The sequence below is a fragment of the Caulobacter sp. Root1472 genome (assembly GCF_001426985.1).
In the GTDB taxonomy this organism is placed as follows: Bacteria; Pseudomonadota; Alphaproteobacteria; order Caulobacterales; family Caulobacteraceae; genus Caulobacter; species Caulobacter rhizosphaerae.
The window spans coordinates 1-17,610 of the sequence record NZ_LMFX01000028.1 but is presented as its reverse complement, the minus strand read 5'-3'; the positions used below and the strand labels follow the sequence as shown (position 1 = coordinate 17,610).

Annotated in this window: 18 protein-coding genes; 9 read left to right on the top strand and 9 right to left on the bottom strand. The window is 68.9% G+C overall.

The window, feature by feature from the left end; all coding sequences use genetic code 11:
• Positions 1-417 precede the first annotated feature (417 nt).
• Together ASD47_RS17990 and ASD47_RS17985 are read right to left on the bottom strand one after the other, a co-directional pair.
• Positions 418-1,383 carry a quinone oxidoreductase gene (locus ASD47_RS17990; RefSeq protein WP_056759469.1) on the bottom strand — a complete coding sequence of 322 codons (966 nt, stop codon included), beginning with the start codon at positions 1,381-1,383 and terminating at the stop codon, positions 418-420.
• Positions 1,384-1,388: 5 nt separating this feature from the next.
• Positions 1,389-2,084: a dienelactone hydrolase family protein gene (locus tag ASD47_RS17985; protein WP_056759467.1), complete on the bottom strand. Its 696-nt coding sequence runs from the start codon at positions 2,082-2,084 to the stop codon at positions 1,389-1,391.
• Positions 2,085-2,209: 125 nt separating this feature from the next.
• Here ASD47_RS17985 and ASD47_RS17980 point away from each other — a divergent pair, with 125 nt between their 5' ends.
• The 6 genes from ASD47_RS17980 to ASD47_RS17955 all read left to right on the top strand — a co-directional run bounded on the left by ASD47_RS17980 (position 2,210) and on the right by ASD47_RS17955 (position 8,269).
• Entirely contained in the window at positions 2,210-2,467 is a 258-nt protein-coding gene (locus ASD47_RS17980) for a DUF6489 family protein (RefSeq protein ID WP_056759465.1), read from the top strand.
• Positions 2,464-3,807 (top strand): tRNA uridine-5-carboxymethylaminomethyl(34) synthesis GTPase MnmE, encoded by a 1,344-nt coding sequence (gene mnmE, locus ASD47_RS17975; RefSeq protein WP_056759463.1) that lies wholly within the window; start codon positions 2,464-2,466, stop codon positions 3,805-3,807. The genes ASD47_RS17980 and mnmE overlap by 4 nt, the downstream gene beginning before the upstream one ends.
• Before the next feature lie 164 nt (positions 3,808-3,971).
• Positions 3,972-5,828 carry a tRNA uridine-5-carboxymethylaminomethyl(34) synthesis enzyme MnmG gene (gene mnmG / locus ASD47_RS17970; protein WP_156402307.1) on the top strand — a complete coding sequence of 619 codons (1,857 nt, stop codon included), beginning with the start codon at positions 3,972-3,974 and terminating at the stop codon, positions 5,826-5,828.
• Positions 5,828-6,493, top strand: a complete 666-nt coding sequence (gene rsmG / locus ASD47_RS17965; RefSeq protein WP_056759459.1) for a 16S rRNA (guanine(527)-N(7))-methyltransferase RsmG — start codon at positions 5,828-5,830, stop codon at positions 6,491-6,493. Before mnmG ends, rsmG begins: the two co-directional genes overlap by 1 nt.
• Entirely contained in the window at positions 6,477-7,289 is an 813-nt protein-coding gene (locus ASD47_RS17960) for a ParA family protein (RefSeq protein WP_056759457.1), read from the top strand. The genes rsmG and ASD47_RS17960 overlap by 17 nt, the downstream gene beginning before the upstream one ends.
• Positions 7,290-7,375: 86 nt before the next feature.
• The gene (locus ASD47_RS17955; protein WP_056759455.1) at positions 7,376-8,269 is read left to right on the top strand and encodes a ParB/RepB/Spo0J family partition protein; all 894 of its coding nucleotides are present in this window, start codon (positions 7,376-7,378) and stop codon (positions 8,267-8,269) included.
• A gap of 264 nt (positions 8,270-8,533) precedes the next feature.
• Here ASD47_RS17955 and ASD47_RS17950 read toward each other — a convergent pair whose 3' ends face one another.
• The 5 genes from ASD47_RS17950 to ASD47_RS17930 form a co-directional block, all read right to left on the bottom strand.
• Positions 8,534-9,277 carry a DUF5710 domain-containing protein gene (locus tag ASD47_RS17950; RefSeq protein WP_056759453.1) on the bottom strand — a complete coding sequence of 248 codons (744 nt, stop codon included), beginning with the start codon at positions 9,275-9,277 and terminating at the stop codon, positions 8,534-8,536.
• A 69-nt stretch (positions 9,278-9,346) separates the two neighbouring features.
• A complete protein-coding gene (holA, locus tag ASD47_RS17945) occupies positions 9,347-10,399 on the bottom strand; it encodes a DNA polymerase III subunit delta (protein WP_056759450.1) in 1,053 nt (350 codons plus the stop codon).
• A 9-nt stretch (positions 10,400-10,408) separates the two neighbouring features.
• Positions 10,409-10,921: an LPS assembly lipoprotein LptE gene (gene lptE / locus ASD47_RS17940; RefSeq protein WP_056759449.1), complete on the bottom strand. Its 513-nt coding sequence runs from the start codon at positions 10,919-10,921 to the stop codon at positions 10,409-10,411.
• A 3-nt stretch (positions 10,922-10,924) separates the two neighbouring features.
• Positions 10,925-13,510 (bottom strand): leucine--tRNA ligase, encoded by a 2,586-nt coding sequence (gene leuS / locus ASD47_RS17935; RefSeq protein ID WP_056759447.1) that lies wholly within the window; start codon positions 13,508-13,510, stop codon positions 10,925-10,927.
• A 152-nt stretch (positions 13,511-13,662) separates the two neighbouring features.
• Entirely contained in the window at positions 13,663-14,190 is a 528-nt protein-coding gene (locus tag ASD47_RS17930) for a DUF3576 domain-containing protein (protein WP_156402308.1), read from the bottom strand.
• Between the two features lie 274 nt (positions 14,191-14,464).
• On the opposite strand from ASD47_RS17930, the gene ASD47_RS17925 reads away from it, so the two are divergent.
• The gene (locus tag ASD47_RS17925; protein ID WP_056759443.1) at positions 14,465-14,881 is read left to right on the top strand and encodes an NtrZ family periplasmic regulatory protein; all 417 of its coding nucleotides are present in this window, start codon (positions 14,465-14,467) and stop codon (positions 14,879-14,881) included.
• 7 nt (positions 14,882-14,888) lie between these two features.
• Here ASD47_RS17925 and ASD47_RS17920 read toward each other — a convergent pair whose 3' ends face one another.
• Positions 14,889-15,518, bottom strand: coding sequence for a thiamine phosphate synthase (locus ASD47_RS17920; protein WP_082564675.1), 630 nt, complete (start codon positions 15,516-15,518; stop codon positions 14,889-14,891).
• On the opposite strand from ASD47_RS17920, the gene ASD47_RS17915 reads away from it, so the two are divergent.
• Complete coding sequence (locus ASD47_RS17915; protein ID WP_056759440.1) at positions 15,517-16,173, top strand: YggS family pyridoxal phosphate-dependent enzyme; 657 nt, start codon at positions 15,517-15,519, stop codon at positions 16,171-16,173. The genes ASD47_RS17920 and ASD47_RS17915 overlap by 2 nt on opposite strands.
• Here the strand turns inward: ASD47_RS17915 and ASD47_RS17910 are convergent.
• Positions 16,170-16,700 carry a L,D-transpeptidase gene (locus tag ASD47_RS17910; RefSeq protein ID WP_162251670.1) on the bottom strand — a complete coding sequence of 177 codons (531 nt, stop codon included), beginning with the start codon at positions 16,698-16,700 and terminating at the stop codon, positions 16,170-16,172. The two genes, ASD47_RS17915 and ASD47_RS17910, sit on opposite strands and share 4 nt — an antisense overlap.
• 83 nt (positions 16,701-16,783) lie before the next feature.
• Between ASD47_RS17910 and ASD47_RS17905 the strand changes: the two genes are divergently transcribed.
• A complete protein-coding gene (locus tag ASD47_RS17905) occupies positions 16,784-17,470 on the top strand; it encodes a response regulator transcription factor (RefSeq protein WP_029589393.1) in 687 nt (228 codons plus the stop codon).
• The last annotated feature ends 140 nt before the right edge of the window (positions 17,471-17,610 follow it).

Below are 17,610 nucleotides of genomic sequence, written 5' to 3'. Positions count from 1 at the left end.
CGCCGCCCGCCGCGATCCGATCGCCAGGCCCAGGCGGCCCCGCTCGGTTCCACCCCCATCGCCTGCTTGGGCCGGTACCAAGAGCCCTCCCCGCGATGGAGACGAGATCAGTATGGGACGGGTTTGAGGTCCGAGGACTTGTGACGCTGAYTATTTTTCAGGGTGTTGAAAGGGCTGGGATTGTTCGCGCCGGCGACGGGGATTGGGCGCCGTCTATCCCCGCCGGGGACATGCTCTCACGGCAGGGCCCCGCCAGTCGATCCCGGACCGTCGGGTGAGTGCGTGTCCCCACCGTCGTCCTCGGCGCCCGACGATCACCCCTCGCTCAGCGGATGAGGATGGAGACACGCACTCACATCGAGCACCCCGGTAAGCCCGTCTAGCACACTGCCGTGAGAGCATGTCCCCGACGTGGCTCTACGGGATCAACAAGGTCGCCCCAGTCGTTCGCCGACCCTCCAGCGCCTCGTGCGCCGCTCGCGCCTGGGCCAACGGGAACGTCTGCCCGACCTCGATCTTCACCGCGCCGGACGCCAGCACCGCGAACAGGGCTGCGGCGCTCTCGTCCAGTTCGGTCGTCGTGACGATGTAGTCGAACAGGCGCGGCCGGGTCAGGAACAGCGACTTGGCGCCCAGTTCCAGCGGCGCGATCGCCGGGGCCGAGCCCGAGGCGTTGCCGAAGGTCGCCAGCACGCCGCGCCGGCCCAGGCTCTTGAGGCTGGTCTCGAAGGTGTCCTTGCCCACCCCGTCATAGACCACGGCCACGCCTTGGCCGCCGGTGATCTCCGCGACCTGGGCCGCGACGTCCTCCTCGCCATAGAGGATGACATGGTCGGCGCCGTGGCCGCGGGCGAGGGCGGCCTTGGCCTCCGAGCCGACCGTGGCGATCACCGTCGCGCCCAGCGCCTTGGCCCACTGAACCAAGATGGACCCGACGCCGCCGGCCGCCGCGTGGACCAGGATGGTCTGACCGGGTTCGACCTTGTGGCAGCGGCGGACCAGGAACTCGGCGGTCATGCCCTTGAGCAGGACGGCCGCGGCGGTCTCCAGACTGACCTCGTCGGGGACCTTGACCGCCCGGTCGGCCGGGACGACGGCGGCTTGGGCATAGGCGCCGAGCGTGCCGTTATAGGCGATACGATCGCCGGCCTTGAACCGCGTAACGCCGTCGCCCAGCGCCTCGACGACCCCGGCGGCTTCCAGGCCCAGCACCACCGGCATCTTCATCGGGTAGAGGCCGCTGCGGTGATAGGTGTCGATGAAATTCAGGCCCACGGCCTGGTGGCGGACCAGGACCTGGCCTGGGCCGGGCGCGGGGACGCGGAGGTCGACGGCCTCCAGCACCTCGGGGCCGCCGGTGCGGACAGCTTGTATGGCCAGCATGACGGTCAGCCCAGGTTGGATTTGAAGAAGGCCAGGCTGCGGGCGTTGGCCGTACCGGCGTCGGCCGCGTCATAGTGCGCGCCGCCCACCCGGGCGAAGGCGTGGTCGCGGCCGGGATAGGTGTGGATCTCGATCTGGGGGTGGTCCTTCAGCGCGTCGAGGATGACCTTCTGGGCTTCCTTGGGCACAAACTGGTCCTCCTCGGCGATGTGCATCAGCAGGGGGCGGGCCAGCTTTTCGGCTTCGGCGACATGCTTCTCGGTCCCGACGCCATAGTAGGAGACGCTGGCGTCAGCGTCCGTGCGGACGGCGGTCAGGAAAGCCAGCAGGCCGCCCAGGCAATAGCCGACCGCCCCGACCTTGCCGCTGACGCCGGGCAGGGCGCGGGTCGCGGCGATCGTCGCCGCGATGTCGGAGACTCCGGCGTCGACGTCGAAGGCGTTGTAGAGCTCGAAGGCCTTCTTCCATTCGGCTTCGCTCTGGTCGGTGATGTCGATGCCCGGCTCGATGCGCCAGAACAGGTCGGGGCAGACGGCGACGAAGCCCTGGGCCGCCAGGTCGTCGCAGATGTCGCGCATCACCTTGTTGACGCCGAAGATCTCCTGGATGACGACGATGGCCGGGGCGGAGGCGGCCGAAGGGCGCGCCACATAGGCGGAGAAGGCGCCGTCGGGGGTGGTGATCGTGAGGGTCTCGGACATGGGGCTCTCCGTATCGCTGGCGGATCTTTTGGCGTCGATGGGACTTTCGACCGAAGCGCTCTAACGTGCGCCGATGCGGTCAGGGCATAACAATATCGTGCCTCCGCGGCAGGGAACCCCAGATCATGAAGATGACCATTGAGATTGACTGCACGCCGGTAGAGGCCCGCGCCTTCCTGGGCCTGCCGGACGTGAGCGCCCTGAACGAGCATCTGGTCAAGGAAATGCAGGATCGCATGACCTCCAACATGGCCATGCTCGCGCCCGAGGAACTGATGAAGAACTGGATGGCGTTCGGAGCCGGGGCCCAGGACCAGTTCCGCAAGCTGATGACCGCGGCGGCCGGAGCGGCGGTCGGCGGCATGGGCGGCAAGGCCGAATGAACGACACGATCTACGCTCCGGCCACCGGGGCGGGCAGGGCGGCTGTGGCGGTGGTGCGGGTCTCGGGACCCCGGGCCGCCCTCGCCGTGCAGGCTCTCGCCGGCGATCCGCCTAGGCCGCGCCAGGCAGCCCTGCGCCGACTGGCTCATGGTGAGGTAGCGCTCGATGACGCGCTGGTGCTCTGGTTCCCGGGTCCGGCCAGCTATACCGGGGAGGACGCGGCCGAGTTTCACGTGCACGGCGGTAGGGCCGTGGTCGAGGCGGTGCTGGAGGCCTTGGCGTCGGAAGGTTTGCGTCTGGCCGAGCCCGGCGAGTTCACGCGGCGCGCCTTCGAGAACGGCAAGTTGGATCTGACCCAGGCCGAGGGCGTGGCCGACCTGATCGACGCCGAGACCGACGCCCAACGCCGCCAGGCGCTGGGCCAACTGGGCGGGGCGCTCAGCCAGCGTTACGACGCCTGGCGTGAGCTTCTGGTCCAGGCCCTGGCCATGCTGGAGGCGGCGGTCGACTTCCCGGACGAGGAACTTCCGGAGGATGTGGCGGCCCGGGCCCGGCCCGGCCTGGAAGCGCTGGAGGCGCAGATCGCCGCCGCCCTGGTCGACGCCTCGCGCGGCCGGCGGGTGCGCGACGGCTTCCGCATCGCCTTGGTCGGCGCGCCCAACGCCGGCAAGAGCACGCTGCTGAACGCCCTGGCCGAGCGCGACGCGGCGATCGTGACGTCGACGCCGGGCACCACCCGCGACATCATCGAGGTTCCCCTGACCCTGGGCGGCTACAAGACGCTGCTCGCCGATACGGCCGGTCTGCGCGAGACCGAGGACGCCATCGAGGCCGAAGGTGTCCGCCGGGCGCGGGCCTGGGCGGCCGAGGCGGACTTGCGGCTGTGGGTGATCGACGCGGCGATGTTCCACGTGCAACAGAACAACGAGCTGTCGGTGCTCCGGTCAGGTGACTGGGCGGTGGTCAACAAGATCGACCTGGTCGACGCCTATCGGCTGGAGGAGCTGCGCGAGATTCTTGCCGCCCAGGGCTTGAAGGTGATCGAGATGGCCGCCCGCAAGCCGGACGGAGCGGAAGAGGCGAGGGCGGCCCTGACCTCCCACGTGGTCGAGGCCCTGTCCGGGGCCGAGTTCCCGGCCGCCACGCGGATCCGCCACGCGGAAAGTCTGGTCGAAGCGCGGACCTATATTCAGCGGGCCCTCTCGGATGTCGGGCTGGAGGTCGAACTGGCTGCGGAGGATGTCCGGTTGGCGACCCGCGCTCTATCGCGGATCACCGGGCGGATCGATCCGGAGGATGTGCTGGATCGCGTGTTTTCAAGCTTCTGCATCGGCAAGTGATGTTTCACGTGAAACATCGACTTGAATCATCCACAGGCTGATCACAGATGTCTCGGCGGTGTTTCACGTGAAACACCCGGGACCGACTCGCCGATCCGGGAGGTTCCACGTATAAGGTTGATCACGCCCCCGCCGCGACGGGGGCGTTCGCATTGAGGCGCATCTTGTCCAACACCTGGGATGTCATTGTCATCGGCGGCGGTCACGCCGGCTGTGAGGCGGCGGCCGCGTCGGCGCGCACGGGCGCGCGCACCTTGCTGCTGACCCACAAGCGCGAGACCGTCGGCGAGATGTCGTGCAATCCCGCCATCGGTGGGCTGGGCAAGGGCCATCTGGTCCGCGAAATCGACGCCCTGGACGGCGTGATGGGCCGGATCGGCGACAAGGCCGGCATCCAGTATCGGCTGCTGAACCGCTCGAAGGGTCCGGCCGTGCGCGGTCCGCGTTCGCAGATCGACCGCAAGCTCTATCGCGAGGCCATGCAGGCCGAACTGTTCGCCTATCCGAACCTCGACGTGATCGCCGCCGCAGCCGAAGACCTGATCGTCGAGGACGGCGCCGTGGCCGGCGTGATCGACGGGGAGGGCGGCGTCTACCGTGCTTCACGTGTAGTGCTGACCACCGGGACCTTCCTGAAGGGCCTCATCCATCAGGGCGAGACTCGCACGCCGGCCGGCCGGGTCGGCGACGCGCCGTCGATCGGCCTTTCGGACCGCCTCTACGCCCTGGGCTTCGACATGGGCCGCCTGAAGACCGGCACCCCCGCGCGCCTCGACGGCCGGACCATCGCCTGGGACCGGCTGGAAATGCAGGCCGCCGACGCCCAGCCCGAGCCGTTCTCGTTCCTGACGACCCACGTGGACGTGCCGCAGATCCAGTGCGGCATCACCTATACGACGGCCGAGACCCACAGGATCATCGCCGAGCGCCTGGGCGAGTCGGCGGTCTATGGCGGCCGCGCCACGGGGATCGGTCCGCGCTACTGCCCGTCGATCGAGGACAAGGTCGTCCGCTTCGCCGACAAGACCAGCCACCAAGTGTTCCTGGAGCCCGAGGGCCTGGACGACCACACGGTCTATCCGAACGGCGTCTCCACTTCGGTCTCGGCCGAGACCCAATTGCTGTTCCTGCGCACCATACCGGGTCTCGAAGATGTCGAGGTCATCCGGTACGGCTATGCGATCGAGTATGACTATGTCGACCCCCGCGAGCTCTACCCGACGCTGGAGACCAAGCGTCTGCCCGGGCTCTACCTGGCCGGCCAGATCAACGGCACGACGGGCTACGAGGAAGCCGGAGCCCAGGGCCTGATGGCCGGGCTCAACGCGGCCCTGGCCGTGCAGGGCAGGGAGGCCGCCGTGTTCGCCCGCGACGAGGCCTATATCGGGGTGATGGTCGACGACCTGGTCACCCGGGGGGTCACCGAGCCCTATCGCATGTTCACCAGCCGGGCCGAGTTCCGCCTGATCCTGCGGGCCGACAACGCTGACCAGCGCCTGACCGACAAGGGGCTGGCCCTGGGGGTCGTGGGTTCTGTCCGGGCCGAGGCCTGGGCCGCGAAGAAGGCCGAGCTGGACGCCGTGCGCGCCTTCGCCCGCTCGGTCACCCTGACTCCGGCCGAAGCCAATCGCGCCGGTTTCAAGGTCAATCATGACGGCCAGCGTCGCGACGTGCTGGCCATGCTGGCCTTGCCCGACGTCACCCTGGACGGGCTGACCGCGGTATGGCCCGAGATCGCCACCTGGAGCGCCGTGGCTCGCGAGCAGATCGAGATCGAAGCCGCCTATGCCGGCTATCTCGATCGTCAGCGCAATGACGCCGAGGCGTTCCGCAAGGAAGAGGATCTGCGCCTGCCAGCCGACCTGGACTACGGCCTGGTCGGCAGCCTGTCGAACGAGGTGCGCGAGAAGCTGGCGCGGGTGAAGCCTATGACCCTGGGCCAGGCGGCCCGGATCGAGGGCGTGACCCCCGGCGCCCTGACGGCCTTGCTGGCCCACGTCCGCCGATCGAAGGCCGCCTGATGTCGGCTGTCTCCGCGCCTCTGGTTATCGAGGACCTGGATCCTGTCGACGCCGCCGCTTTCCAGCGGCTGACAGGCTGTTCGGATGAGCGGCTGGCCGAGCTGACGGGGTTTCAGGCCCTGTTGGTCGAGTGGAACGCGGTGATGAACCTGGTGGGCCCGGCGACGATCGCCACCTACTGGAACCGTCACGCCTGGGACAGCGCCCAGCTGCTGAGGCTCGCGCCGGAAGCCCGGACCTGGGCCGACCTGGGGGCGGGCGCCGGCCTGCCGGGCGTGGTGCTGGCGATCCTGCTGAAGGACATGCCGGGCGCCAAGGTCCATCTGGTCGAGAGCATGGCCAAGCGCTGCCGGTTCCTGCGCGTGGTGGCCGATGAGCTGGCCTTGCCGGTTGAGATCCACAACGCCCGGGCCGAGGACCTGGACCTGAAGGTCGACGTCGTGACCGCCCGGGCCTGCGCGCCGATGGTCAGACTGCTGGGCTATGCCCAGCCCTACCTGAAGCGCGGTGCGACCGCCTGGTTCCTGAAGGGACAAGATGTCGCGTCCGAATTGGCGGAAGCCGCCACATATTGGAAATTCGAGTCCGACCTGCGGCCCTCCCTGAGCGACCCGCGAGGCCAGATCGTGCAAGTGAAGGGGCTTAAGAGTGTCCGTAAAGTCTGACCAACCGCTGCGCGTCCTGGCCATCGCCAACCAGAAGGGCGGGGTTGGTAAGACCACGACGGCGATCAATCTGGGCACGGCCCTGGCGGCCTGCGGCGAGCGCGTGCTGTTGATCGACGCCGACCCGCAGGGCAACTGCTCGACGGGGCTGGGCATCACCCGCCTGCAGCGCCGCACCACCCTCTATGACGTCCTGATGGGCGAGGCCCCGGTGGTCGACGCCGCGGTCCGGACCGAACTGCCGGGCCTGGACGTGATCCCGGCCGACGCCGACCTGTCGGGCGTCGAGATCGAACTGGGCCAGCAGGCGCGCCGCTCCTATCGCCTGCGCGACGCCCTGGAGCCGCTGCGCGCCAACGGGCCCTACACCTATGTGCTGATCGACTGCCCGCCGTCGCTGAACGTGCTGACGGTCAACGCCATGACCGCCGCTGACGCGGTGTTCGTGCCGCTGCAGTGCGAGTTCTTCGCCCTGGAGGGCCTGACCCAGCTGATGCGGACCATCGAGCGGGTCCGTGGCAGCCTCAATCCCAAGCTGGAGATCCAGGGCGTGGTGCTGACCATGTATGATCGCCGCAACAGCCTGTCGGACCAAGTGGCGCGGGATGTCCGGGATCACTTCGGCGACAAGGTGTACGACGCGGTCATACCCCGCAACGTCCGGGTGTCGGAGGCGCCGTCGTTCGGTAAGCCCGTGCTGCTCTATGACCTCAAATGCGCGGGCAGCCAGGCCTATCTGCGGCTGGCGCGCGAGGTGATCAGCCGCGAGAAGTCACGACTGTCGCAGGCGGCTTGAACGCCGCCTGAGGATAACCATCCAAGTCTTTGTCCAAGTTGAGTGTTGAGCGCGTGAAGGAGTCGGTCGTGGCAGGAGAGCCGGGGATGTCTGAAGGTCGTCGTGGTTTGGGTCGCGGCCTTTCCGCCTTGCTCGGCGAGGTCGATTCCGCCCCTGCCCAGGCGCCCGGCGACGCCAGCGCAGGCTCGCGGGAAGCCCCGATCGAGCTGATCCGCCGTAATCCCGACCAGCCCCGCCGGACCTTCCGCGAGGAAGACCTGGTAGAACTTTCCGACTCGATCCGCGAGAAGGGCGTCCTGCAGCCGATCCTGGTCCGACCGGCGCCGGGCGCGGCGGGCGAGTACCAGATCGTCGCCGGCGAGCGTCGTTGGCGTGCGGCCCAGCGCGCGGGCCTCAAGACCCTGCCGATCATGGTCCGGGAACTGGACGACCTGGCGGTGCTGGAAATCGGCATCATCGAGAACGTCCAGCGGGCCGACCTGAACGCGATCGAAGAGGCGCTGAGCTACAAGGTGCTGATCGAGAAGTTCGGCCAGACCCAGGAGCTGATCGCCCAGACGGTGGGCAAGAGCCGCAGCCACGTGGCCAACACCCTGCGGCTGCTGGCCCTGCCGGACTCGGTCCAGGGTTATGTGACGTCCGGCGAGATGACGGCCGGCCACGCCCGGGCGATCGCCACCGCGGCCGATCCGGCGGCGCTGGCTCGCGAGGTGATCGACAAGGGCCTGTCGGTCCGCGACACCGAAGCCCTGGCCCGTCGCACCCCGAACGCGGCCGGCGAGGTGCGGGCCAAGTCGAGCGGCGGTCGTCCACCGAAGTCGAAGGACACCGACACCCAGTCCCTGGAAGCTGACCTGTCGTCGCTGCTCGGCCTGGACGTCGAGATCGACGATCGTGGCGGGGCCGGCGCCCTGACCATCCGCTACGCCACGCTCGAGCAACTCGACGACCTCTGCAACCGCCTGACCCGAGGGGCGTGAGGCTTCTCGACAGGGTCTTCTGTGGCGCACGGAAGAGGGCGTTGCCGTAGTCCTGTCGGCTGAATTCTCGACAGGGCGCGGTCCGGATTGGCGAATCTTGGATCAAACCTCTGATATTGAAGCGGAAATTCGGTTTTCAGGCCAGGTTTTCAACGGCCTCGGCGGCTTCGATTTCCACAGCATATCGCCCGGTCGGCCCTGATCTCTTTTGACAAAGCGACCGACTCGCAGTCGCGACGGCCGGATTCGGGCGATGTACGCTTTCTAGCCGCTTGAGGCCCAGCCCAGCCACCGTCGGAGCCTGCTCAGGATCGAGAAGCCTGTCGCGTCCGTGTTCGGTCGAGCCGCGATCGCGGCCGACGGACTGGGGGCCGATCCGACCCTGACGCCTGGGATCGCCGTGGCGTCGTCGATAGCTCGACCGAACGACCCGGCGGCCGCGAAGGCGCCCTTCACCCGAACCGCCCGGTGACCGGACCAATCGCTATCCTCGCGGGGGACGAAGGGTCCGCCCGCCTCCTCGAAAAGCCTGGAGTCGCTTTGCTGCGCCTCGCACGCCGGGCAATGGTTCGCCCAGTAGGCGCTCCGGGTCGCCTGGCTGAAAGCCCGCCGATAGCGCGGGGCCCGCATGATCGCCTGGGCCGCGATCGGCGAGGGCAGGGCGTCGACATGAAAGGCGAAGCGCCAGCCCTCGCCGCCGCCCCAATGGCCCTGGCCCTCGGGGTTGTCCTGCCAGACGCTGAAATCCTCGAAGCCGGGCGCCATGAGGAAGCCGGCGACGACCGTGTCCTGCTGGCAACGCCAGCACCGATGGGCCGCGGTGACCACGTAGGTCTCCAGAGACCTGAGGTTCAGTCCCGGAAGGCTGGGGTCCTGCTCCGGAAACCAGCGCCGGAAGGGCAGGAGGTCCACGCCGTCCGGAACATACCAACAGCGGCGCGAGGCCTCCCAGCGCGCGCCCAGGGCCTCGGCCTGGTCCTTTTCCGCATAGGGCACCTTGAGGTCCATGATGGCTCGCCTGGGATCACCAAAGCTCAAGATAGACGATGGCGGCGGATTACAAAGCTTGGCCGTTCGCTACAGCCCCAGCCGCCGCGCCTTGCCGGCGATCTGCAGGGCCAGGCGCTCGGAGATCAGCTGGTCGGGCGAACCGGAGGTCTTGCAGGCCTTGTCGGCCGCCAGAACCTCCGCCTGGACCAGCAGCAGCTGATCCAGGGTCCAGGCCCGGGCCTGGCGTAGAAACTCGCGCTCGCTCTTCCAGAACACGCCGGAGGCCTTGGCCGCCGCGGCCAGATCGACGCCGTTCTTGTGCAGGGTCAGGGTGCGGCGCAGACGGCCCAGGTGGTAGCCCATGGCCCGCACGGCGGCCGGGCCGCCTTCGCCCTCGGCGGCGGCGCGCCGCAGCCCGGCCTGGGCGGGGCCGATCCGGCCGCCGAACGCGTCGATGGCGGCGTCGCCCAGCGACGCCTCGGGCTCGACGCCCAGGAAGTCGGTCAGGTCGGCCGGGGTGGCCACCACGCCGCTGCCCGGGCCCAGATAGAGGGCCAGGCGCTCGACCTCGGCCCGGGCCACGCCGCGCTCCTTGGGCAGGCGCGAGACGAACAGGTCTAGCGCCTCGCCGTTCAGGCTGACCTTGTCCTTGGCCAGGGTTTCCCGCGCCAGGCGGGCCAGATCGCCGGCCTCGTCCTCGTAGCAGGGGATCACCGCCGCGCCGGCGGCCTTCTCGGCGACCTTGCGCAGGGTGGAGTCGCGGCCCAGGGCCCCGGCCTCGATCAGGAAGAAGGCGTCGGGGTTCAGCTGGCCCTCGACATGGCGGGTCAGGGCCTCGGCGGCCTGCTTGTCGGGACCGCCCTTTTCGCCGGTCAGGCGCAGGCGCACCAAGCGTCGGCCGCCCATCATCGACAGGGCCGAAAGCTCGTCCTCGAGCTTGCCGGCCTGGCTGTCCAGGTCGCTTTCGGTCAGCTGGGCGGTGTCGAACGGATCGTCCGGACGCTCGAACAGTTTGTTGGCCAGCTGGTCGGCCCGGTCGCGCACCACGCCGCGGTCGCGGCCATAGATGACCACGGCGCGGATATCGGCGGCCGGATCCCGCAGGAAGCGTTCGACGTCCGGCCGTTTCGACAGGATCATGTCGGGACCTTAAGCCTTGGCCTTGCCCGCCAGCCAGGTGGCCAGCTCCAGCTGAATCCGGCGAGCCAGTTCGGTGGCGGCGCGCTCCTGGCTGTCCTGCTGGGCGGCGATCGAGGCGTAGGGCTGGTCGGCCGAATCATAGGTCACCGCCGCGCTGGTCGTGCCCGCCCGCACCTGCTGCCCGGTCTTGGCGTCCAGCAGCCGCCAGTTGGCCGTCAGGCTCAGCTCGTAGCGGTTGGCGACATTGTCGACCCGGACCCCCCGCGCGTAGCGCCGCTCCTCGATCGTGTAGACCAGGCGGTGCGACGGCAGCAGGTTGACGTTCCGCGCGAAGGCGTCGTCGAGCTTCTCGCGCAACAGATAGCCGGCGCGACCGTCGGCGGCGACCACCTCGATGGCGCTGAGCCCCTTGGTGACCGACTGGGGGCCGTACAGGGGCGTGAAGCCACAGGACGACAGGGCGAGGGCCGCCACGGCCAGCAGGGCGGCGGAAACGGTCTTGGGGAGCAAAAAGCGCGTCATGGATCAGCCGGCCACGATGTTGACGATACGGTCTTTCACCACGATCACCTTGCGAACGGTCAAGCCCTCAAGGTGGCCTAGCACGGCGGCGTCCGCCAGAGCGATTTTCTCGACCTCGGCCTCGGCCGTGCCGGCCTTGACCTTGATCTCGCCGCGGCGCTTGCCGTTGATCTGGATCGGCAGCACGCGCTCGTCGTCGGCGGCCAGGGCGGGATCCGCCTTGGGCCAGGGCGCGTCGACCACCATGCCGCTCTTGCCCAGCTGCGCCCAGGCCTCTTCGGCAAGGTGAGGCGTGAAGGGCGAGATCAGGCGAGCCAGGATCTCCAGCGCCTCGGCGCGGGCCGCCAGGACGCCTTGCGACGCGCCTTCGGCCGGCGCGGCCTTCAGCATGTTCAGGAACTCGTACAGCCGCGCCACGCCGCTGTTGAAGCGGAAGCCCTCGATCGAGTCGGTGACGAAGCCGATCAGCCGGTGGGCGCCCTTGCGCAGGGCCAGGGCGGCGGCGTCGGCCTCGTCATGGGCGAAGTCGCCGGCGGGCTGGCTGTCGAACTCGTTCCAGACCCGGTGGGTGAAGCGCCACGAGCCTTCGACGCCGCTGTTGGTCCACTGCACGTCGCGTTCGGGCGGGCTGTCGCTCATCACGAACAGCCGGGCGGCGTCGACGCCGTAGGCCTCGAAGATGTCCTCGGGTGCGACGACGTTCCTCTTGGACTTCGACATCTTCTCGATGTCGCCGATGGTGATCGGCTCGCCGGTCGCGGCGTGGCTGGCGGTGCGGGTGTTGCCCTCGACCGTGATGCGGATGTCCGAAGGCTCGACCCACTCGCCGGCGGCGTTCTTGTAGGCCTCGTGGGTGACCATGCCCTGGGTGAACAGGCCGGCGAACGGCTCCTCCACCGAGACCAGGCCCTCGTCCTTCAGGGCGCGGGTGATGAAGCGGGCGTACAGCAGGTGCAGCACCGCATGCTCGACGCCGCCGATATACTGGTCGACAGGCATCCAGTGGTCGGCGGCGACCTTGCTGATCGGCTCGGCGGCGGTCGGGTCGGTGAAGCGGGCGAAGTACCAGGAGCTGTCGACGAAGGTGTCCAGCGTGTCGGTCTCGCGCTCGGCCTTGCCGCCGCAGCTGGGGCAGGTGGTGTGGCGCCAGGTCGGGTGGCGCAGCAGCGGGTTGCCGGGCTTGTCGAAGGCGACATCGTCGGGCAGCACCACCGGCAGCTGGTCTTCCGGCACGCCGACGGGGCCGCAGGCCTCGCAGTGGATCACTGGGATCGGGCAACCCCAGTAGCGCTGGCGGCTGACGCCCCAGTCGCGCAGGCGATAGACGGTGGCCCCTTGGCCCTGGTTCATGGCCTCGATGCGGTTGACCGCCTCGGTCTTGGCCGCCTCGATGTCCAGGCCGTCCAGGAATTGCGAATTGAAGATCGACCCCGGGCCGACATAGGCCTCCTTGCCGACCTGGAAGGTCGCGGCGTCCTCGCCGGGCGGCAGCACCACGGGCTTGACCGGCTGGTCGTACTTGCGGGCGAAGTCCAGGTCGCGCTGGTCGTGGGCCGGGCAGGCGAAGATCGCGCCGGTGCCGTAATCCATCAGGATGAAGTTGGCGATCCACACCGGCAGGGTCTGGGTCGGGTCCAGCGGGTGGACGACGCGCAGGCCGGTGTCGCGGCCCAGCTTCTCGGCCCCCTCAATGTCGGCCTCCGAGGTGCCGCCCTTGCGGCATTCGGCGACGAAGGCGGCCACGGCCGGGTCGGCCGCCGCCAGCTGCTCGGCCAGCGGGTGCTCGGGGGCGATCCCCACGAAGCTGGCCCCGAACAGGGTGTCGGGGCGGGTGGTGTAGACCTCCAGACCGTCCTCATGGCCGGCGGGGGGCTTTTCGGCGAACTTGAACGTGAACCGCAGGCCCTTGGACCGGCCGATCCAGTTCTCCTGCATGATCCGGACCTTCTCGGGCCAGCGGTCCAGGGTCTTCAGGCCGTCGATCAGGGCGTCGGCGTAGTCGGTGATCCGCAGGAACCACTGGGTCAGCTTGCGCTTCTCGACCGTCGCGCCCGAGCGCCAGCCCTTGCCGTCGATCACCTGCTCGTTGGCCAGGACGGTCATGTCGACCGGGTCCCAGTTGACCGAGGCTTCCTTGCGATAGACCAGGCCGCGCTTCAGCAGGCGCAGGAACCAGGCCTGCTGCTTGCCGTAATATTCCGGGTCGCAGGTGGCGAACTCGCGCGACCAGTCGACCGACAGGCCCAGGGCCTTCAGCTGCTCGCGCATGGCGGCGATGTTGTCGTAGGTCCAGCCCTTGGGGTGGATGCCGCGCTCCATGGCGGCGTTCTCGGCCGGCATGCCGAAGGCGTCCCAGCCCATCGGGTGCAGCACGTTGAAGCCCTGGGCGCGCTTGTAGCGGGCCACCACGTCGCCCATGGCGTAGTTGCGCACATGGCCCATGTGGATGCGCCCCGACGGGTAGGGGAACATCTCGAGCACATAGTACTTCGGACGCGCGTCAGGGGTGATCGGCGTCAGGAAGGTGTTGGCGTTCGCCCAGGCGGCGCGCCACTTCGGCTCGGTGTCTTTGGGATTGTAGCGGGCCATGAAACCAGACTGTTGGGAACGGAAACGCGCGCCTCGGGCGCGGTCCGCGGAAGTCTTAAGCGGTTTCGGCCGTGGCGCGCTTCTCTAAAGTATGGACGGGAGCCATTTGTCGCGCGGACAAAGGGCTCCCGCGAAGAACCCGGGGTGAGACCCTAGTTCTTGATGTTGGAAAGTCGAAGCTGACGGGCGCGGGTCAGGATGGCGTTCTCGATGTCGGTCGCCGTCTGCTCGGTGGCCGCCGTGTCCGTCCAGCCGCCGCTGGCGTCCTTGACCTGCTTGAAGATCGTGACGTTCAGGCCGTCGGCGCGCAGGCGGGTGTCCAGGATGTAGACGGTGGCCTTGAAGCGCTCGTCCGGCTTTTCCGGATTGGTGTACCAGTCGGTGACGATCACGCCGCCGTAGGGGTCGGCCGAGGCCAGGGGCATGAAGGCTAGGGTGTCGAGGCTGGCGCGCCACAGGAAGCCGTTGACGCCGATCGCACCGGCCTGGGGCGCCGACTTGCCGCCGTGCCGACCCTTGAACGGGTTGAAACCCGGTTCATTGTCCTGAGTGGTGAACTGGCCACCGCCCTTGTTGCCGCCACAGGCCGACACACCGGTCAGAACGGTCAGCGCCAGAACGCCAGCGGCGACGCCGCGCAACACCGACCCACGCTCAAACGCCATAGTACCTCGCTCCAATGTCTCGCCGACGCGTTTGCGCATCTTCGACGCGCATCTCTGGCGCGCCCCCGCAGCCGGAAGCCGGTCTATAGCATGGTCGCGCTGCGTCAAAACAGGAATCGCGTGGCAGGACCGCCACAGGCGCCGCTTGAATCGACTCCTGCGACCTCTTGCGTAATCCAAGCGCGGTTGACCGCGTTGTATTGAAACCTTTAATCGATATTCAGGGATCCCGCTCCTATATAGGGTTTGACTCTATCGAGGCGCGGGTTGGGGATTGGGTTCGAGTAACATGTTCGCCGCACGGTATTTCATGGCAGGGGCCGCCACGCTGATCCTTCTGGGATCGGCCTCGGGTGTCCATGCCCAGAGCAAGCCGCGCACGACCACGCCCGATTTCGCCGTCAAGAACGACTTCAGCAATCCCGCCCCGATCGCGCCGTTCAATCCGCAGCAAGGCCCGAAGAAGTCCCTGAAATGGGACGACAAGAAGGGCAAGTGGGGCCTCAAGCTCGATCTCGACCAGCCCGTGGGCCGCGAGATGGAAGCCAAGGACGTCCAGGCCGGCGCTTATTACAGCGTCACCCCGTCGATCCGCGTCGGCGGCGCCGTGGCGCTGGGCGACCAGAACCCGGCCTTGGCCGCGCGCCGGAACGAGATCCAGGAACCCGCGCCGCGGGTGAAGCTGGAAACCGCGTTCAAGTTCTAAGACGCGATCAGGCGTTCAACGCCTCCACCGCCGCGATCCCGACAATCCCCGTGTCCCGCAGCCGCGCCGCCGTGTCGGCGCGCACCCCGCCCAGCGCGTAGACCGGGGTCTGCACCCCCTCGACGATCCGTTTCAGGCCTTCGACACCCAGCGGCGCCCCCGCCGAGGGGCTGCGGCTGGGGAAGACCGGCGACACCACCAGGGCGTCGGCGCCCGCCGCGGCGCCGCCGCGCGCCGCGTCCAGGCCGTGGGCGGCGATCGTGATCAGCCAGCCCGGATGGGTCTGGCGCAGGCCGGGCAGGGTCGAGGCCAGCCGCTCGGGCAGGTGAAGACCGTCGGCCTCAACGGCCAGGGCGAGCGCCGGTTCGGCCCCGACCAGCAGCATCAGCCCGCGTCGGCGGCTGATTTCGCGCAGTCGCCGCCCTTGGACGACCGCGTCGGCCGCGCCGAACGCCCGGAACACCACGGCCGCGCCGGCGGGAAGGCGCTCGACGATCCGTTCGGGATCGGGCGTCCGCGCAGGATCGGTGAAGAACAGCAGGTTCGGCAGCGGCTTTCCGCGCACCAGCCATGGGCGAAGGCGCGCCGCCGTTCTAGACAGGGCGTCCATCTGGTCGCTCGCGTGTTCGAAACCCATGTCCTCGGAAGTCCTCTCAGCCTACGCCTCGATCCAGCGCCGTATTCAGGCCGCCGCCCTGGCCGCCGGTCGCCCGGCCGATGCGGTCGCCCTGGTGGCGGTGTCCAAGCTGCAGCCCTGGGACCATATCGCGCCTGTTCTCGACGCGGGCCAGCGGGTGTTCGGCGAAAATCGCGTCCAGGAGGCCTTGGGCCGCTGGAGCGAGCGCCGGTCCGAGGTCGAGCTGCGTCTGATCGGGCCCCTGCAGAGCAACAAGGCCCGCGACGCCGTGGCCTTCTTCGACGTGATCGAAAGCCTGGACCGCGAGAAGCTGGCCCATGTGCTGGCCGACGAGATCCAGGCGCTGGGCCGGGCGCCGCGCCTGTTCGTGCAGGTCAATACCGGCCTGGAGCCGCAGAAGGCGGGGGTTGTCCCCGGCGAGGCCGACGGCTTCATCGCGCTGTGCCGGGGCCTGGACCTGCCCGTGGAAGGCCTGATGTGCATCCCGCCGGCGGAAGGCGATCCCGCCCCGCATTTCCGGTTGCTGGCCAAGATCGCGGCTCGCAACGGGCTGGCCAGGCTGTCCATGGGTATGAGCGACGACTTCGAGACCGCCATCGCCTGCGGGGCGACGTCGGTGCGCGTAGGGTCGGCGCTGTTTGGAAGCCGAGCCTAGTCCGCCGCGATCTCGACCACATCCCCCGGCTTGGCCGCCGCCAGCAGGGCCTCGACGTCGGCGCGCGCCAGGGCCACGCAGCCTTCGGTGCCCGGATAGCCGTCGCGCGCCAGGTGCAGGAAGATCGCCGAGCCCAGGCCGGCGACCGGCGGGTCGTCGTTGTGGCCCAGCACCACCACCAGGTCGTAGACGGGATCGTCGCGCCACAGCCGTTCGGCGCTGGCGGGGTAGGGCAGCTTGACTGGCTGGTTGTAGGCCGGGTCGCCCGGCGCGTCGCACCAGCCGTCGTCCGGCGCGATCGGCCTGGCTTCCAGGGCGGTGGCTGGGCCGTCGGGATAGGCGTCGGGCCGGTAGAGGACATAGCGGATCGGCCAGGCGCCCGCCGGGCTGCGGTTGTCGCCCTCGCGCTTGTCGGCGGCCGCGATGACGCCGGCCTTGCCGAGCGCCGCGCGCGCCGACCCTCCATCCCACGCGATCCGGCCGTTCCAGGGGCTGGATCCGTCGGGGCGGGCGCGAAAGATCGTCAAGACGCGGTCTCCAAGTGCGTTGCTGCGCCGGGAACGAGAACCGCCCTTGGCGCCAGGGGCCGCAGCGGTGCATGTTCCCGCCCATGGCGCAACGCAAAACCCTTCTCCTGGTCGATGATGACGATGATCTGCGCGGGGCTCTGGCCGAGCAGCTCGCCCTCCACGAGGAGTTCGCGGTCGCCGAGGCGCCCACGGCCGGCGAGGGCGTGCGGATGGCCAGGGAGCTGAAGCCCGACCTGGTCCTGCTGGACGTCGACCTGCCCGACATGGACGGCCGCGAGGCCTGCCGCCTGATGCGCAAGAACGGCGTCACCGCGCCGGTGATCATGCTGACGGCGGCGGCCAGCGACAGCGACACCATCCTGGGCCTGGAGTCGGGCGCCAACGACTATGTGACCAAGCCCTTCCGCTTCGGCGTGCTGCTGGCGCGCATTCGCGCCCAGCTGCGCAGCTACGAAGCGTCGGAAGACGCGCTGTTCCGCATCGGGCCGTACGAGTTCCGGCCGTCGGCCAAGCTGCTGATCGACGAGAAGCAGAAGAAGGTCCGGCTGACCGAGAAGGAAACCAACATCCTCAAGTACCTCTACCGCGCCGGCTCCAAGCCCGTGTCGCGCGAGGAGCTGCTGACCGAGGTCTGGGGCTACAACGCCGGGGTCACCACCCACACGCTCGAGACCCACGTCTACCGGCTGCGCCAGAAGATCGAGCCCGACCCCGCCGTGGCGCGGATCCTGATCACCGAGATGGGCGGCTACCGGCTGCAGCCCTGAGGCGGCGGACCCCCTCCGGTCCTCCGGGCCACCTCCCCCACGGGGGCAGGGGAATCGCATATGGATTTTTGGTCCGAACGGGATTCTGAGGGTGTCTCCTTGTGAGAGGGAGACGGTCGGATGGAGACGTTCGCGGCTTG

Bases quoted from the DNA above. Each gene is read 5' to 3' on its own strand.
- ASD47_RS17990 (WP_056759469.1), bottom strand. From the start codon at position 1,383: ATGCTGGCCATACAAGCTGTCCGCACCGGCGGCCCCGAGGTGCTGGAG.
- ASD47_RS17985 (WP_056759467.1), bottom strand. From the start codon at position 2,084: ATGTCCGAGACCCTCACGATCACCACCCCCGACGGCGCCTTCTCCGCC.
- ASD47_RS17980 (WP_056759465.1), top strand. From the start codon at position 2,210: ATGAAGATGACCATTGAGATTGACTGCACGCCGGTAGAGGCCCGCGCC.
- mnmE (WP_056759463.1), top strand. From the start codon at position 2,464: ATGAACGACACGATCTACGCTCCGGCCACCGGGGCGGGCAGGGCGGCT.
- rsmG (WP_056759459.1), top strand. From the start codon at position 5,828: ATGTCGGCTGTCTCCGCGCCTCTGGTTATCGAGGACCTGGATCCTGTC.
- ASD47_RS17955 (WP_056759455.1), top strand. From the start codon at position 7,376: ATGTCTGAAGGTCGTCGTGGTTTGGGTCGCGGCCTTTCCGCCTTGCTC.
- ASD47_RS17950 (WP_056759453.1), bottom strand. From the start codon at position 9,277: ATGGACCTCAAGGTGCCCTATGCGGAAAAGGACCAGGCCGAGGCCCTG.
- holA (WP_056759450.1), bottom strand. From the start codon at position 10,399: ATGATCCTGTCGAAACGGCCGGACGTCGAACGCTTCCTGCGGGATCCG.
- lptE (WP_056759449.1), bottom strand. From the start codon at position 10,921: ATGACGCGCTTTTTGCTCCCCAAGACCGTTTCCGCCGCCCTGCTGGCC.
- leuS (WP_056759447.1), bottom strand. From the start codon at position 13,510: ATGGCCCGCTACAATCCCAAAGACACCGAGCCGAAGTGGCGCGCCGCC.
- ASD47_RS17925 (WP_056759443.1), top strand. From the start codon at position 14,465: ATGTTCGCCGCACGGTATTTCATGGCAGGGGCCGCCACGCTGATCCTT.
- ASD47_RS17915 (WP_056759440.1), top strand. From the start codon at position 15,517: ATGTCCTCGGAAGTCCTCTCAGCCTACGCCTCGATCCAGCGCCGTATT.
- ASD47_RS17920 (WP_082564675.1), bottom strand. From the start codon at position 15,518: ATGGGTTTCGAACACGCGAGCGACCAGATGGACGCCCTGTCTAGAACG.
- ASD47_RS17905 (WP_029589393.1), top strand. From the start codon at position 16,784: ATGGCGCAACGCAAAACCCTTCTCCTGGTCGATGATGACGATGATCTG.